This window comes from Pseudarthrobacter sp. RHLT1-30-1 (assembly GCF_059383415.1).
In genome coordinates this window covers 140,124-153,378 of sequence record NZ_JBWZCG010000006.1, presented here as the reverse complement: position 1 = coordinate 153,378, position 13,255 = coordinate 140,124, and the positions used below count along the sequence as shown (strand labels likewise).

General features: G+C 64.9%; 22 protein-coding genes. 21 read left to right on the top strand and 1 reads right to left on the bottom strand.

Annotated elements, in window-relative coordinates:
• The coding region (locus AC50YM_RS07125) for a helix-turn-helix domain-containing protein (RefSeq protein WP_494956270.1) at positions 1 to 319 on the bottom strand (319 nt) is incomplete at its 3' end.
• 177 nt (positions 320 to 496) lie between these two features.
• On the opposite strand from AC50YM_RS07125, the gene AC50YM_RS07120 reads away from it, so the two are divergent.
• The 21 genes from AC50YM_RS07120 to AC50YM_RS07020 all read left to right on the top strand — a co-directional run bounded on the left by AC50YM_RS07120 (position 497) and on the right by AC50YM_RS07020 (position 13,245).
• A complete protein-coding gene (locus AC50YM_RS07120) occupies positions 497 to 712 on the top strand; it encodes a MerR family transcriptional regulator (RefSeq protein WP_494956269.1) in 216 nt (71 codons plus the stop codon).
• 156 nt (positions 713 to 868) lie between these two features.
• Positions 869 to 1,354 carry a hypothetical protein gene (locus AC50YM_RS07115; RefSeq protein WP_494956268.1) on the top strand — a complete coding sequence of 162 codons (486 nt, stop codon included), beginning with the start codon at positions 869 to 871 and terminating at the stop codon, positions 1,352 to 1,354.
• Positions 1,354 to 1,665, top strand: a complete 312-nt coding sequence (locus AC50YM_RS07110) for a hypothetical protein (RefSeq protein ID WP_494956267.1) — start codon at positions 1,354 to 1,356, stop codon at positions 1,663 to 1,665. Before AC50YM_RS07115 ends, AC50YM_RS07110 begins: the two co-directional genes overlap by 1 nt.
• Positions 1,662 to 1,850 (top strand): hypothetical protein, encoded by a 189-nt coding sequence (locus AC50YM_RS07105; RefSeq protein ID WP_494956266.1) that lies wholly within the window; start codon positions 1,662 to 1,664, stop codon positions 1,848 to 1,850. Before AC50YM_RS07110 ends, AC50YM_RS07105 begins: the two co-directional genes overlap by 4 nt.
• Positions 1,847 to 2,221, top strand: coding sequence for a hypothetical protein (locus AC50YM_RS07100; protein ID WP_494956265.1), 375 nt, complete (start codon positions 1,847 to 1,849; stop codon positions 2,219 to 2,221). Before AC50YM_RS07105 ends, AC50YM_RS07100 begins: the two co-directional genes overlap by 4 nt.
• Positions 2,218 to 3,561 carry a ParB/RepB/Spo0J family partition protein gene (locus AC50YM_RS07095; protein WP_494956264.1) on the top strand — a complete coding sequence of 448 codons (1,344 nt, stop codon included), beginning with the start codon at positions 2,218 to 2,220 and terminating at the stop codon, positions 3,559 to 3,561. The genes AC50YM_RS07100 and AC50YM_RS07095 overlap by 4 nt, the downstream gene beginning before the upstream one ends.
• Positions 3,554 to 3,958 carry a hypothetical protein gene (locus tag AC50YM_RS07090; RefSeq protein WP_494956263.1) on the top strand — a complete coding sequence of 135 codons (405 nt, stop codon included), beginning with the start codon at positions 3,554 to 3,556 and terminating at the stop codon, positions 3,956 to 3,958. Before AC50YM_RS07095 ends, AC50YM_RS07090 begins: the two co-directional genes overlap by 8 nt.
• Before the next feature lie 116 nt (positions 3,959 to 4,074).
• A complete protein-coding gene (locus AC50YM_RS07085) occupies positions 4,075 to 4,518 on the top strand; it encodes a hypothetical protein (protein WP_494956262.1) in 444 nt (147 codons plus the stop codon).
• A gap of 146 nt (positions 4,519 to 4,664) precedes the next feature.
• Positions 4,665 to 4,793 (top strand): hypothetical protein, encoded by a 129-nt coding sequence (locus AC50YM_RS07080; protein WP_494956261.1) that lies wholly within the window; start codon positions 4,665 to 4,667, stop codon positions 4,791 to 4,793.
• 10 nt (positions 4,794 to 4,803) lie between these two features.
• Positions 4,804 to 5,649: a hypothetical protein gene (locus AC50YM_RS07075; RefSeq protein ID WP_494956260.1), complete on the top strand. Its 846-nt coding sequence runs from the start codon at positions 4,804 to 4,806 to the stop codon at positions 5,647 to 5,649.
• Positions 5,646 to 5,999 (top strand): hypothetical protein, encoded by a 354-nt coding sequence (locus tag AC50YM_RS07070; protein ID WP_494956259.1) that lies wholly within the window; start codon positions 5,646 to 5,648, stop codon positions 5,997 to 5,999. The genes AC50YM_RS07075 and AC50YM_RS07070 overlap by 4 nt, the downstream gene beginning before the upstream one ends.
• Positions 5,996 to 6,406 (top strand): hypothetical protein, encoded by a 411-nt coding sequence (locus AC50YM_RS07065; protein WP_494956258.1) that lies wholly within the window; start codon positions 5,996 to 5,998, stop codon positions 6,404 to 6,406. The genes AC50YM_RS07070 and AC50YM_RS07065 overlap by 4 nt, the downstream gene beginning before the upstream one ends.
• Before the next feature lie 195 nt (positions 6,407 to 6,601).
• Positions 6,602 to 7,657: an HNH endonuclease gene (locus tag AC50YM_RS07060; RefSeq protein WP_494956257.1), complete on the top strand. Its 1,056-nt coding sequence runs from the start codon at positions 6,602 to 6,604 to the stop codon at positions 7,655 to 7,657.
• A gap of 2 nt (positions 7,658 to 7,659) precedes the next feature.
• Positions 7,660 to 7,989: a VRR-NUC domain-containing protein gene (locus tag AC50YM_RS07055; protein WP_494956256.1), complete on the top strand. Its 330-nt coding sequence runs from the start codon at positions 7,660 to 7,662 to the stop codon at positions 7,987 to 7,989.
• Positions 7,986 to 8,804, top strand: a complete 819-nt coding sequence (locus AC50YM_RS07050) for a hypothetical protein (protein ID WP_494956255.1) — start codon at positions 7,986 to 7,988, stop codon at positions 8,802 to 8,804. Before AC50YM_RS07055 ends, AC50YM_RS07050 begins: the two co-directional genes overlap by 4 nt.
• A complete protein-coding gene (locus AC50YM_RS07045) occupies positions 8,797 to 9,000 on the top strand; it encodes a hypothetical protein (RefSeq protein WP_494956254.1) in 204 nt (67 codons plus the stop codon). The genes AC50YM_RS07050 and AC50YM_RS07045 overlap by 8 nt, the downstream gene beginning before the upstream one ends.
• 17 nt (positions 9,001 to 9,017) lie before the next feature.
• Positions 9,018 to 9,404, top strand: a complete 387-nt coding sequence (locus AC50YM_RS07040) for a DUF6221 family protein (RefSeq protein WP_494956253.1) — start codon at positions 9,018 to 9,020, stop codon at positions 9,402 to 9,404.
• A 145-nt stretch (positions 9,405 to 9,549) separates the two neighbouring features.
• Positions 9,550 to 9,831, top strand: a complete 282-nt coding sequence (locus tag AC50YM_RS07035) for an HNH endonuclease (protein WP_494956252.1) — start codon at positions 9,550 to 9,552, stop codon at positions 9,829 to 9,831.
• 505 nt (positions 9,832 to 10,336) lie between these two features.
• Positions 10,337 to 10,672, top strand: a complete 336-nt coding sequence (locus AC50YM_RS07030; RefSeq protein ID WP_494956251.1) for a hypothetical protein — start codon at positions 10,337 to 10,339, stop codon at positions 10,670 to 10,672.
• A gap of 449 nt (positions 10,673 to 11,121) precedes the next feature.
• Complete coding sequence (locus AC50YM_RS07025) at positions 11,122 to 11,643, top strand: transposase (RefSeq protein ID WP_494956250.1); 522 nt, start codon at positions 11,122 to 11,124, stop codon at positions 11,641 to 11,643.
• Positions 11,644 to 11,646: 3 nt separating this feature from the next.
• On the top strand, positions 11,647 to 13,245 hold the full coding sequence (locus tag AC50YM_RS07020; RefSeq protein ID WP_494956249.1) for a terminase large subunit domain-containing protein: 1,599 nt from the start codon (positions 11,647 to 11,649) through the stop codon (positions 13,243 to 13,245).
• Positions 13,246 to 13,255 lie beyond the last annotated feature (10 nt).

The window sequence follows — 13,255 nt, the reverse complement described above, 5'->3', positions numbered from 1 at the left end:
CCAAAGGCTCCGGCTTCGAGACCATTTCAAGTTTTGGGGAGCTTTCCCCCGGCCCGGTCGGCCCTCCAGCAGGCAGCTCCTTGCCGGTCAGAATCCAGTACTCATCGATTCCGGTCCGCTCTGCAATCCGCTCGGCGACCTCGGCGAAGCCGCGGGGGTCGTGCCCGAGCAGCTCCCATCCGCGCCAGGATTGCTGGGAAAAGCCGCACGCAAGTGCGGCTTCCTTCATGTTCCAGCCCATGTGCCAGCGGATCAGCGCCAGTCTTGCGCCGAAACTGTTGGTGCGAGGAACAAACGACTCATGCATCTGTGTGCTCATAGTGGAAAGACTTGCACAAGTAGTGCATAAAGCGCAATACCTAACATGGACCCGCTGCGCAGTTTCTGCATGTCAACGCCGGATATGCGGTTGTACGCAACGACTACGCGCCCGACACGCTAGATGTACTTATTGTAGTAGTTTGACACTACTTGTCTCCTGTGCTAAGCTACGGGCATGAACAAAAAGCCGGTGCATATCACCACTCGCCAGGTTGCGGATCACTTTGGCGTCAACATCGCCACTGTCCGTCGGTGGGTGAACGGCGGCATCGTCACTCCGGACGTCACGACACCTGGAGGCCATCACCGCTTCACCCAGGCCAACGTCGAGGAGCTAGCCGCGGCGCACGCTGCGTCGCGAGCAGATCAGAGAACGCCTAAGTCGGCCTGATCCCAATAGTTGTCCCGCCAGGCTCCGCCTGCGGGCAGTAAATAGGGCGGTCCAGTTCATTCCGCCAAGAACTTCACTGGACCGCCCATTCCGAACCCAAGAGCCAGGCCCTTGTCACGGGTCTACCTGGCTCTCGAATCAGAATCGAGTCTAGCAATGGACGCTCAAGCTGCACAGGAAAGCCCGGTAGTTGATCCGCCCCGGCATTTGTTCTTCGGCGCCGAGGACCGCCGCCAGGGCGGCCGCGCCGGGCTGGACGAGAAGTACTTGTCGATGGAGAAGGCCCGCCGGCACCAGCTGGCGGAACACGTCATCAACACCGCCAACCAGCTGGCGAACGCCGTCCGCACCCTCCGGGCATTCGACCGGACCGGGAACGCGGACATGGCGCTGGATCATATCGAGCAGACCTTCGCGGACCTGCAGAAGTACACGAACAACCTGGTCAACGAAGTGACCGGCTCCGTGGACCGCCACGCCGACGAGGCCGAGAAGCTCGCCTTCGCCGATATCGCCGCCGCCAGGGAAGCCACCGCCGCGCAGATCCCCACACGCGGCTCCGTGATCCATCACCTGCCGAACCCCGCCGCCGTGGCCGCGCAGATCAACGCACGCCTCGATGCCGCATACGGGGGCCGGTAATGACTAAGACCAGGATCAAGCGCTTCGCCGTCGTGCAGCCCATCGGTCACCGCCCGTTCAAGGAATACCCGGACCTTGAGTTCCGCGACGCCAGGGAACTGGCCGAGGGGATGACCACGTGGCTGAAGTGGTTCTGGCAGAACAGATCAAAGGTAGACGTCGACGTCGACGCCCAACGCATCGACGTGTCCGTCAAGAACAAAGAAGAAGGGCAGATCCTGCTCAACGGCACGATCTGGGCGAACTACTCACTGCACATCCACCGCGGCACGCCCGAGTGGAACGCGGCCGCTGCAGGGGCCGCGCTGTGAAGGCCCCGTCAGTAAGGGTCGGCCGGAACCGCCGCCGCACCTGCCTCTACACCCCGGCGCTCGCCCTCGGCGCGGTGCTGATGCTCGCTACCTTCCCGATCTTCAACGCCGGCTATCTGGCCGGCGTCCTCTTACTCCTCACCGGCGCTGCCGGGTTCGTACTTGAGACAGGAAACCAGAAATGACCGAACAGCCAGCAGAGCCGCAGACCGAGCAGCAGTGGCTTCAGAACGACCCGGGCCCGCTCCCCGAAGTCCCTGCGCAGCACTACGCCGCCAACGCCCACCGACTCCCCGCGCAGAGGCTCACGCCGCCGACCCTCCTCTACCCTGCCCCGGTCGTGGCCATGTCCCGCCCCTACGACATCGCCCAGGCAAGCATCCTGCTCCGCAAATCCGTCACCGCAACCGCCAAGTTCCAGCAGGCACGCGCCGCATCCGCCCAGGCGGAGGATGCACTGTCCGCCGCGCTCGCCGTGGAGAACCTCGCGGAGATCGATTCCGGCAACGCCGAACAAGCACTCATGGCATTCATCCGAGAGGTGGCAGACCAGTGAGCACCCGCTTTCAGGAAATCCCGATCGGCCAGCTGGCCATCCACCCGAAGAACGTCCGCAACGACGTCGGCATTGTCACGGACCTCGCGAACAGCATCACCGCCCAGGGCATCATGCAGCCCCTCGTCGTTGCGCCGGCACCCTCGGTCGCCGCACCGGCACCCGTGGGCAATCCGTGGACCCAGGCTCCGGAACTGGCATCCGCCCAGTACGTCATCATCGCTGGGCACCGCCGCCACGCCGCGGCCCAGCTCGCCAACCTCGACATCCTGCCCTGCGTGATCCGCGAGGACCTCAACACCGAAGCCAAGCAGCTCGAGGCGATGCTGGTCGAGAACACCCAGCGCACCGACCTGACCCCGGTCGAGGAAGCCGCCGGCATCCAGACCGTCCTCGAATTCGAGGGCCACAGCGTGGCATCCATCGCCAAGGCCCTCGGGCGCTCGCAGAGCCACATCCGGAAGCGGCTCGTGCTGAACAAGCTCGCGGACGAGGCGAAGACCCGCATCGAGGACAACACCCTGAACATTGATCAGGCCATCGTCCTGGCAGGCTTCATCGACAATGAGGAGGCCACGAAGCGGCTCCTCAAGGTCGCCAGCGTGCCGAACGAGTGGGCTTTCCAGCTTGCCAAGGAAACGAAGGCGAAGGCGTGGCTGGAGAACCTCCCCCAGTTGACCGCCGAGCTGCAGGGCGCCGGCGTCGAGATCGTTGAACGGCCGGCCGGGCAGCACTGGGAGTGGACAGACTGGCGCGTCGCCTACCAGGTGATGACTGTCGCCGAAGCGGTAGCTGATGGCTGGTCCGCGATCTGCGACGAAACCAAGGACGAGATCACATGGATCAGGGAACGCCCCAAGGGCACGGCCCACGTCGCCCCGCAGCGGACGCCGGAGCAGCTCGCTCACGAGCTCCGCGTCCAGGAGCTCACCCGGGGCCTCGCCACAGCGGCAGACGTGCGCACGGCATTCCTCAAGGAAGCCATCCAGAAGCCGGCGGCGGACAAGACGCACGAGATGCTCGTTGACTACGTGATCCAACGCCACCGATTGGGTGACCTCGCGCCGTGGCTCGACCTCGGCGACGAAGACATTGACCAACAGGAAGTCATCGACGCCTTAGCGAAGCTGAACATCCCCCAACTCGTGGCCCTCATGCACGTCGACCAGTTCGAACGAGAGAGGTACATGGACGCCGTGGGCGGCTGGGCGCCCGGCCAAGGCTGGCAGTCCACCGAGGAATGGCGGGGCAGGCTCACCACGGTCCACGGCTACCAGTGGACCGAAGCCGAACAAGCCGTCATCACCTACCACCAGGAAGAAGAAGCCAACGATGACTAACCACGGACTCACCCGCAACCCCGAGAACGAACCCATCTGCCTCTGCGGCTACCGCCCCGACATCCTGGACGACTTCGGCGCAGCAATCGTCGGCGTCCAGTGGAAAGCAAAAGCCGACGTCCTCCGCCACGTCGACGCCATGGCCCAAGCCCACGCCGCGCTGCGCTCGCCGGCAGCGCCGTTCCGCGCCCGCCACGCTGCGGAGTATCCGCGGGCAGGGGTGCGCCAGACGGAGGATGGCCGCTGGCTCCTCTCCTGCTGGGACGCCGACCGCATCGTCCACGTCATCGACGAACCGATCTTTGATAACCGTCTGACGGCCTTCGACTACGGCTACGTGACGATCGGCGCCTGCCGCGAGTCCGGAACAAACCTGAACGGCTGGGCTGCCGAGTGAGCGACCCCAAGAAGATCACCGACCGCCCGGAAAAGCTCGAGCGCTGCAACTCCTGCAACGCCGTCATGGACCCCCACAACGGCGAATGCCGCTGCAGCTGAAAGGAAAGCACGAACATGGTTGAACTCACATGGCAGGATCCGCCCGGAAGGCGCGGCGGCAGGCACGGAGACTACGACGCGATTATCGAGGTGCTGAAGGCGAACCCGGGCAAGTGGGCACTCATCACCGCTGAGTGGAAGACCACGACCCCTCCGTCAGCATTCAGGCAGAAGGGATGCGAGGCCACGGCCCGGCGGAACGAAGGGTCAAAGACCTGGAGCGTCTACGCCCGCTGGCCCTTGGCCAAGGTCACCCCGGCACCGGCTTCACCGGCGGCCGAGGAGAAGGCGAAGGTCCGCCAGGCCATCCAGTCCGGGACCGCGCTCACCCCGCCGCCGGTCGCCGTCCCGAAACGGACAGCCCCCGCCGCGGAACCTGTCCGGCCCGCCAACGACATGGGCATGAGCCAGTTCCTCGCCGCACGCCGCGCACGCGGCGTCCCACCCGAAGGCCAATAACACCGGGTGCCGATAACCACCGGCACCCCCCGGGCCCGATAGGCAACCGACAGCTGAAACCAAGTCCCCCTGCGGAAGTAAGCACCCGGGCCGCGTTCGAATCGTGGCGGGTCCACGAACACCATCGACGGCAAAGGAGCCAGAGCATGCACTACTGCACCATCTGCGGCCACCACCACGGCCAAGGCGACGGCTGGGCCAAGTGCCTGGCAATCACCACCACCGAAACCGGCGGCGCCCGCCGCTGCGCATGCTCCGGCCCACCAACCAACTAAAGAGGAACCGATGATACTCACCGTCAACACCCTGGACCTCAGACAGGCCCTCATGTCCGTCATCCCCCACGCCGCCGACGCCAAACTCTCATCAGCGCTCGCCGTCGTCCACTTCACCGCAACGGACGGCATGGTGCACGTGACCGCCAGCAACACGGTCACCCTCGGCCACGCCGTAGCCTCCGTGTGGGACGCCGAGGGTCTGACCGGCGACGTCAACGACGACGCTTTCAACCTCCCGACCGACGTCGCGAAGGAGCTGCTCCAGATCTTCAAAGCCAACGGCAAGCAGCCAGAGGACGAGATCGGCGATACCCTCCGCATCACGGTCAGGCATGACGCCATAACCTTCCTGGATGTCTCCGGCCTCTTCCCCGGCAAAGAGTTCAAGATCCCCCACGAGGACGACCACGAGTACCCGATCGCCTTCGGCCGCCTCCTCATCCAGGCAGCCCTCTCCGAACGAGTCATGCCTGAACGCCTCGTCGCCGCTGGCCGCCTCGTCCGGCTCTTCGCCACCGCTTCCGCAGCCTACGGCGAGCCCCTGGTCATCGAACCCACTGAAGACGCCCGCCGCATCCTCATCAGCTGCGGTGAGTCCTTCCTCGGCCTGCTGATGCCCATCCGCTCCGAAGACGGTTCGACCATCGCCAACGAGCTGAACGCCTGGCGCGAAGGCTGGATGAACCGCCTCCCAGAAATCACCCACGCCGGTGGCGGGAAGAGACCCGAAGAGCAACCGCCCTCCGCCTCCGACTTCCTGAAGCACGGCACCGGCGTCGTCCTCGAAGTAGCCGACCTCCAGAAGCTGAGCGACCGCCTCGCAAACCGCGTACTCAGCGTGGTAGCACCGTGAGCTCCGACGAGCACCAGATCAGCATGGCCGCCGGCGACGGGGCCCCGCTCGACGCGATCCAGCGCAGGGCAGGCAAAGTGCTGCTCGGCCCCATCGGCGCAACCCACCTCGGCGAATTCCGGCCCATCGGCAATCTCGGCGCCTTCGTCATGGACGAAGAAACCGAGTCCTTCCAGGCCTACGGCTCCGACGAGCCGATCCGGACCATAACCAGCGCGAGCGTGAGCATCACATGCCCTTCGTCAATGCGGAACAAGGCAAAGCACCGACAAGCGTTTCTCGACCTCCTGTTCGGGACCATCACCCCGCCTAAACGCGCACCGCTCATCCACAACGGAGGCCGACCATGATCACCGACGCAGCAGTCGAAGCCGCGGCCAACGCCATCAGCAAATCCTCTGGGATGAGGTTCGATGGCTTCTGGTCCCGTGTGGAAGACCTCGAACCCGAAGACCGCGACTACGCACTGGCCGAGGCCCGCGCAACCCTTGAAGCAGCCATCCCGCTACTCTCAGCTCCTTACGGCCCGTTGCTGGCCGTCCACGCGCTCGCCGGTCAGGCGGCGAAGGACGCGGCTGACTACGGGCGAAGCGCTGGCTGTGTAGGTGTGCCGGCGCTGATCTCGGCGCTCACGGAAGACCGAACAGACGGCGATGATCTGGTCCGGGCGATCAACACCAGCCGCCTGATCAAATGCCGGGCCAGAGGGAACCACATCGCTACGGAGGATAACAAGTGCCCCAGGTGCGGGCTGTGACCGGCTTTCGCTGGTTCCACCGCCGCCGCCCAAAGCCGCCCGCCGCCCCCACGGTCAACTTTCACGACGCGGCCACGGCCGGAGCGTGGGGGCTGACCATCACGAGGTGGCACCAGCTCACCGATCAGGAACGCGCGGCCTGCCGCGAGAACATCACGTACGCCCCGAAATTCCAAACGAAAGCAGGTCCGCCCAGTGCCATGGCTGAAGCAGGGCGACGCGGCAGCGAATCACCCTATCGTCCTGGCAGCAGTCGAGATGGAAGATGCTGATGATCGGATCCTCAACGAGTGCTTCGGGTTCGTCGGCCGCTGCGCTACCCAGGCCGCAGCGTATGAGCAGGACTACATCATCACGGTCGGCACCGCCCGGCACATGGCCGGCTCGCTCTCCCGCTACAACGCTCTGGTCGCCGCCGCGAAGTACTGCGGCTACCTCACCGAGGTGCAGGTTGAGATCGACGGCGAGCAGCGCAAGGCGTTCAAGCTGGTCGAGGACAACGACCTCTTCCACATGATTCTGAAGGCCGAGCGTGAGTGGAACAACCAGCGCAAACGCGACGCCAGGGACACCTCCCTGACATCAAAGGTCCGGGCCCGCGACGGCGACGCCTGCCGCTATTGCGGCAAGTCCGTTGCCTGGGGAGACAACAAGTCCGGCCGCGGCGCCACCTACGACCACGTCAACCCCGGCCAAGGCGGCACGGTGGCCACTCTCGTGGTCTGCTGCCGCGAGTGCAACGGACGCCGGGGCGACGACCCCGACAGCACGTGGAAGACCTTGCCGGTTCCGGCGGAGCCCCTGTACGGCCCCGCAACGGTCGCTTTCCTCGAAAAGCACGGCTCACCTATCCAACCCAGCTACACCCGCACCCCCACCGCACCTGCACCGGACAACGGCCCGCAGACCATGGAGCAGCACACCGTCGAGCAGCCGGCAACGGCCACTCCGGAAGAGGACACGGCAACGGCACACACCGGCCCGTCCATCGCCTCCACGGCCAGCCCGGACCCGGCACAGGACGCCCCAGCAGCAACGGAACCACCGGCTGCGACCGACAACGGATTGACCACCAAATCGAATCCTGAACCCGGACATAGGTATCCCGGATCCGGATTAGTCGGGACGGGTAGGGACGGGTTGGGTCAGGTAGGTAAGGGAGGCAGTGGGCAGGAAGCCCAGCCGATCACCAAAGCCAAGCCTCAGAACAAACCCAAACGCAGACGCCCCCGTACCCGAGGACGGAACTAGACATGCCCAGCTCAACTGCTTTCATTCCGAAACTCTCAGAAGCTCAGTTCCAGCAGCAGGTCATCGACCTGGCTAAGCTGCACGGCTACACGCTGATCTACCACACCCATGACAGCCGGCGGTCGCAGCCGGGCTTCCCTGACCTGGTCCTCGTGTCCGAGCACCGCGGACGTGCACTCTTCCGGGAGCTGAAGACCGACACCGGCCGAGTCACCCCAGCACAGTTCAGCTGGATCTCGGGAATGATCCTCGCCAAGCTCAACGTCGGCGTCTGGCGCCCGTCCGATCTGAAGTCCGGCCGCATCATCAAAGACCTGAAGGGCGAATCATGACCACGACACTGGCTCTCGAATACAAGTACCGGGTCAATTACGCCGGGCAGACACTACTCCTGCCGTTCACTATGGCGAAGAAGTACACGGCCTACCCGGAGCACTGCATCTTCGACCATGAAGAGCCGGCCCCCACGATCGACCGGACGCACCTCTGCTGGCTGTGCACCGAGTGGCTGCGGGAATCCCTGAACACTATCGGCGAACACTGGTCCGACCTTGAAGACGCCCTGGCACCAGCGGGCGGGCGGGCCGCTTCATCCGAGCGGGTATCCGGAACCGGGGATCTCTTCCCGCCGCTGCCGATCAATGGCGATGTCTCCGATGTCATGCGCGATGCCAGGGCCGCGATCTGGTCCGCCGTCGGCCAGCTGGTGCAGGACCGGCCCGACGTCCGTCTGCCCGCAGATCATGGCACAGGTGTCCTCGCCGACTGGCTGGCCCGCTGGCACGTCAGTTACCTCGCGTCCCATCCCTCGGCCGCTCACCTCACCGCAGTCGGAACGGACCTCGCCCGCGTCGTGCCGGCGGTCAAGGCCGCCGCCTATGAGTCGCCACCTGTTGAGGTCCCGCTCGATGGGACCTGCCACCAGACCACGACCAACGCGGCAGGCCAACGGATACCGTGCCCTGGGCAAGTGGTCGGCTGGGAGCAGGGGGACGGGACGAAGGTTGTCCGGTGCAGCGTGGATGTAACCCATAGGGTGCGGGCCGACCAGTGGTTCCGAACCCACGCCGCCCGAGCCCCTCGCCCTGCCCGGGCAATGAATACACTCAAGAAGAAGTACATGACCGGGAGGAAGAACCATGCATGATCCAAATGACCGTGGCATGAAGTCGAGCGTCATCGCCAAGGTGGAGGCAGCCTACGCGCGCACCCACGAGCGACTCGCGGACGACCTGGAGTACGTGCGCCTGAAGGACGCAGCAGAGGCGGAGCAAGTGGAGTCCACGGGCATTTGGACAGAGCGCAATCGGCTCGCCTTGTACATCGAGGTCAACACCCCATGAAAGTGACGGACAGTGGCATGACCATCACCGAGTTCCTTGAAGCTCGCATCGCCGAGGATGAGGTTGCGGCTGAAGCAGCAAGCATTGACAGGTGGGGGCAGACGATAACCAAAGATTGGGATTGGGCGGGGAACCTCCTTAGCTCCGAGCGCGACTCGACCGAGGACCAAGACGCCCACGTGCGGAAGTGGTGGCCATCCCGCGTCCTCGCCGAGTGCGCCGCGAAACGGGCGATACTGGATCTGGCGCAGCAGGCTTCTGAGGTCGAGCAAGAATTTGACGAACGCGAATGGGCAGGCGCGGGACCCGAACGGGTTGAGCCTTGGACCGGAGACGCGATCCTGTTCGCCCTGGCCGCCGTCTACGCAGACCACCCGGAGTACCTGCAGGAGTGGGCCCTGTGACACGCCGACACACCAGCGTCCCAAACATCCTTGACTTAGTCGACTAGATTATGGGGTGAGCTGGTGTTTCGCACCCAGCCACAGAGCTGAAGGCCTTGCCGGTATCCGGCGGGGCCTTCGTCATGTCCGAGGTCGGAGGCGAAGAGTGGGCAAGAACGCCGGCCGCTCGGGTGGCAGATGGCGCGACCTGAAGGCCAACCAACGAGCGAAGCGACTGCCCTGCTGGATCTGCACGCAGCCGATCAACTACGCGGCCAGCTCGAACGACGACGATTCATTCAGTGTCGACCACTTCAAGCATCGCTCCACTCATCCCCACCTCGCGGAAGAGCCGGACAACCTCCGTAGCTCGCATCTCCGGTGCAACAAATCCCGCGGCGACAGAGATGCCCCGCCGGACCTCGGCGACACGTCGGGCTTCTGGTAGCCGGGCGATCCTGTCTCCCCCGGGTAGGGGGGGTCGAGATACCTGGGTAAATATCGCCTAGTCGACTTCGCCCGGTAGTAGACTCCCCCTCCCCGTACCCCCTACCCCCCTTATCGAAAACACAGACCCCGAGGAGTGCGAGTCGATGGGCTTCCTACCGCCTGAGCACGACAAAACGCCACACGGGTGCAGCTTCCCTCAGCCAGCAATCGCCTTGCAGGAAGGGACCAGGTGGGAGTGCGACGACTGCCACAAGATTTACCGCGTTGAGTCGGTAAGGGATCGCGGCATCTCGGCGCTTGAGTGGAGCTTCCAGAAGCAGGGCACCCCGCCCAGACAAGTAGCGCCTGCGGTCAAGATTCCGACCACGGTCGTCCGCCCCACCCGCCGCTGGTGGCAGTGGCGCCGGCATAACCCAAAGAGCGGCGGGTGTCGTCGGTTCGCATGGTCATTCGACACGCTCTCCGAGAACTGCCCCATCTGTGAATGAAGAGGATCAATCGGCATGCACCGTGAACACATTGAGGTAGCCATCTCGTCAGCGGCCGCAGGCGGCAAGGTTGCGATCTTCGCCAAGAACAACCGGCATGCAGGGCAGCTGGCGCATGATGTCGAGGAAGTAATGACCAGCGAATACGCGGAGAAGATAGCCCGCGCTAACGGCCGGCGGGCCATCTACTTCCATGGCGGGGGAAGCATCCGCTTCATCTCCACCGAGCAGAGCGGTCGCGGGCTGTCGTTGGATCGGGCATTCGTTCCCATCTCAACGGACCAGGACACCCTGGCAGATATCGTCCCCTCGCTATGCACTAGCCAAGAGGGCGTCCTCACCGGCTACTGAAGACTCCCGCGTGACGGCGGGCTAAGACCGTCACTCCGTCGGGCCGGGGAGTGCTGCAGATCCTCCCCGGTCTGGCCTCAAGGATGTCCCGCATACGGGTGGAGGACGCGCCACCCCGGGCGGGCAAAGACCCATCCCTCCGAGTACAAATTCAATAGCCGCCCTGGCTCCTCTCAGTGTCCGGGCGGAGGGCAGAGAAGATATGCCGGCGGGTGACCTCGTGAACCCCCTCGGACAGCGGGTGCAAATCCTGTGCTGCTCGCGGCGACCCTATGTCGCTCCCATGAGTACGGCCGCCGGACTATTCACCCGGCAGGGCTGGACCGCGTAGGCGGCGCGGGATCATGACCCACCAGCTCTCTGACGGCAACCGCCACCGACCAACCACTGACGGCACCCGGTTGAGCCAGTAGCCGTCCACCCCGTGACCGACCTGCAGGAGGTGGGCAATGCCGCGCATCAGACGCTCCTACACTGCCGCCTTCAAGAAGGAATCGGCGCTCCTGGTGATGAACACAGGCCGGGCCATAGCCGACGTCGGCCGGGAGCTGGGCATTCCGGAGCAGACCCTCGGGCGGTGGGTATTCGACGCCAGGGAAGCAGCCGGCGAAGATCCCCGGGCCCCGCGTACGCCGGACTTCAAGGCGCCGGCCCCGCCCGACCTGGCGGGCTTCGTCGCCTTCGACGGGCCATCGCTCCTCGAGGAAGTCCGTGAGGCCATCGGCCACATGGAGATACTCCCCCAGGACAAGGGCCTGGTCGCGCTCGCCGAACGGTACGCACACCAGATCAGCGAGGTCGCCAAGTCCGGCGGCAAGGAAGCGACCTCGGTTATGTACCTCGGCCCTCACCTTTACAACATGCTCCGCGAGCTGGGCGGCACCCCGATGCAGCGCGCAGGGACCGGCAAACCCGGGGACAAACCCAAGAGCCGCCTCGAGCTGCTCCGCGGAGGACGGGAGACGGGCTAGGCGATGGCGAACGCAGCTGGCAGGGACAAGCTCTACGGCTGTGAAACACCACGGATCTACACGCCCGAGCTGCGACCGCTGACCCGGCAGACGTCGAAGGGCTTCGAATGCATCGAGTTCGCGGAGCAGATCCTCGGCATTACGTTGTTCCCCTGGCAACAGTGGCTGCTGATCCACGCGCTGGAGCTGAACCCGGACGGGTCGTTCCGGTTCCGGACGGTCGTGCTGCTGGTCGCGCGCCAGAACGGCAAGTCCACGCTGATGCAGGTGCTGGCATTGTGGCGGATGTACATGGACGGCGCGAAGCTGACCATCGGCACCGCGCAGAACCTCGACATTGCCGAGGAGGTCTGGCGCGGCGCCGTAGAACTGGCCGAGGGAGTCCCCGAACTCAGCAATGAGATCGAGCGGATAGACAAGACCAACGGCAAGAAGGCGATGGAGCTCACCACCGGCGAACGGTACAAGGTGCAGGCCGCCAACCGCCGTGGCGGCCGCGGGCTGTCCGCTGACTTCGTAGTCCTCGATGAGCTGCGCGAGCATTCCAGCTGGGATGCCTGGGCCGCAATCTCGAAGACCACGATGGCGCGCTTCTACGCACAGGTCTGGGCGGTATCGAACGCCGGCGACGCAGCGTCGATCGTGCTGCGCTTCCTGCGGAACATGGCCCACATGGCGCTGGGGAACCCGGACAACCTCGAAGACGTCGTGCTCCCTGAGCTGGACGAAGACGACGAGGCGGACGGCGACTCCCTCGGGTTGTTCGAGTGGTCGATGGCGCCGGGCTCGTCAATGTGGGATCGGAGCGGATGGGCGCAATCCAATCCGTCCACGGGCCACGTAGCGAGCCTTGAGAAGGCCATCGCAGCCGCCGTCAAGGGTGAGCCCGAAGGACTCGTCCGCACAGAAGTGTTCTGCCAGTGGCTGGACACGACTGCGGACGGACCGTTCCCCCCAGGGCGGTGGGAGAAGGGCGCAGACAAGGCGTCCCGGATCGAGGGGAAGTTCGCATTCTGTGTGGATGTCTCCCACGACCGGACCACCGCACACATCGGCATTGCAGGCTTCGGTCCGGATGGTCTCTTGAACGTCGCTGTGGTCGCCTCCCGTGCCGGCACGGCGTGGGTGAAGGACTGGTTCCTGTCCCCTCCCGAGGGCCAGACAGTGGCGCCGAAGGACAACCCGGACCTGGTCGGCGTAACACTGCAGGCGAACGGTGCCCCGGTGTCATCGTTGCTCGCCGAACTGGAAGCCATTGACGGTCTGAACGTCATCCCGTGGGCCGGCGCCGATCTGTCCCGGTGGACGGGCATGTTCTACGACCGGGTCCGCGGCATTGAAGAAGACGAGAACGGCAAGCCGATCCCGCCCGAGGATGTTCGTCCCCTGATCCGCCACCGTGGCCAGCCGACCCTCAACATCGCGGCCGCCACCGCCGTGGCCAAACCTTCCGGCGACGCGTTCTTCTGGGACCGCGGCAAGTCACCCAACGACGTCGCCCCGCTGGTGTGCGTGACCGGCGCTGCCGGCTGCTTCCTGGTGCACGGCACCGTGGTCCAGGCGGTGAGCAACTACGAAAACGAAGACCTGATGGTCGTTTAGGAAAGGCGGC

Excerpts from the sequence above, each read along its gene's own strand:
- AC50YM_RS07120 (WP_494956269.1), top strand. The coding sequence starts at position 497 with ATGAACAAAAAGCCGGTGCATATCACCACTCGCCAGGTTGCGGATCAC.
- AC50YM_RS07115 (WP_494956268.1), top strand. The coding sequence starts at position 869 with ATGGACGCTCAAGCTGCACAGGAAAGCCCGGTAGTTGATCCGCCCCGG.
- AC50YM_RS07110 (WP_494956267.1), top strand. The coding sequence starts at position 1,354 with ATGACTAAGACCAGGATCAAGCGCTTCGCCGTCGTGCAGCCCATCGGT.
- AC50YM_RS07100 (WP_494956265.1), top strand. The coding sequence starts at position 1,847 with ATGACCGAACAGCCAGCAGAGCCGCAGACCGAGCAGCAGTGGCTTCAG.
- AC50YM_RS07090 (WP_494956263.1), top strand. The coding sequence starts at position 3,554 with ATGACTAACCACGGACTCACCCGCAACCCCGAGAACGAACCCATCTGC.
- AC50YM_RS07085 (WP_494956262.1), top strand. The coding sequence starts at position 4,075 with ATGGTTGAACTCACATGGCAGGATCCGCCCGGAAGGCGCGGCGGCAGG.
- AC50YM_RS07080 (WP_494956261.1), top strand. The coding sequence starts at position 4,665 with ATGCACTACTGCACCATCTGCGGCCACCACCACGGCCAAGGCGACGGC.
- AC50YM_RS07075 (WP_494956260.1), top strand. The coding sequence starts at position 4,804 with ATGATACTCACCGTCAACACCCTGGACCTCAGACAGGCCCTCATGTCC.
- AC50YM_RS07065 (WP_494956258.1), top strand. The coding sequence starts at position 5,996 with ATGATCACCGACGCAGCAGTCGAAGCCGCGGCCAACGCCATCAGCAAA.
- AC50YM_RS07055 (WP_494956256.1), top strand. The coding sequence starts at position 7,660 with ATGCCCAGCTCAACTGCTTTCATTCCGAAACTCTCAGAAGCTCAGTTC.
- AC50YM_RS07050 (WP_494956255.1), top strand. The coding sequence starts at position 7,986 with ATGACCACGACACTGGCTCTCGAATACAAGTACCGGGTCAATTACGCC.
- AC50YM_RS07045 (WP_494956254.1), top strand. The coding sequence starts at position 8,797 with ATGCATGATCCAAATGACCGTGGCATGAAGTCGAGCGTCATCGCCAAG.
- AC50YM_RS07040 (WP_494956253.1), top strand. The coding sequence starts at position 9,018 with ATGACCATCACCGAGTTCCTTGAAGCTCGCATCGCCGAGGATGAGGTT.
- AC50YM_RS07030 (WP_494956251.1), top strand. The coding sequence starts at position 10,337 with ATGCACCGTGAACACATTGAGGTAGCCATCTCGTCAGCGGCCGCAGGC.
- AC50YM_RS07025 (WP_494956250.1), top strand. The coding sequence starts at position 11,122 with ATGCCGCGCATCAGACGCTCCTACACTGCCGCCTTCAAGAAGGAATCG.
- AC50YM_RS07020 (WP_494956249.1), top strand. The coding sequence starts at position 11,647 with ATGGCGAACGCAGCTGGCAGGGACAAGCTCTACGGCTGTGAAACACCA.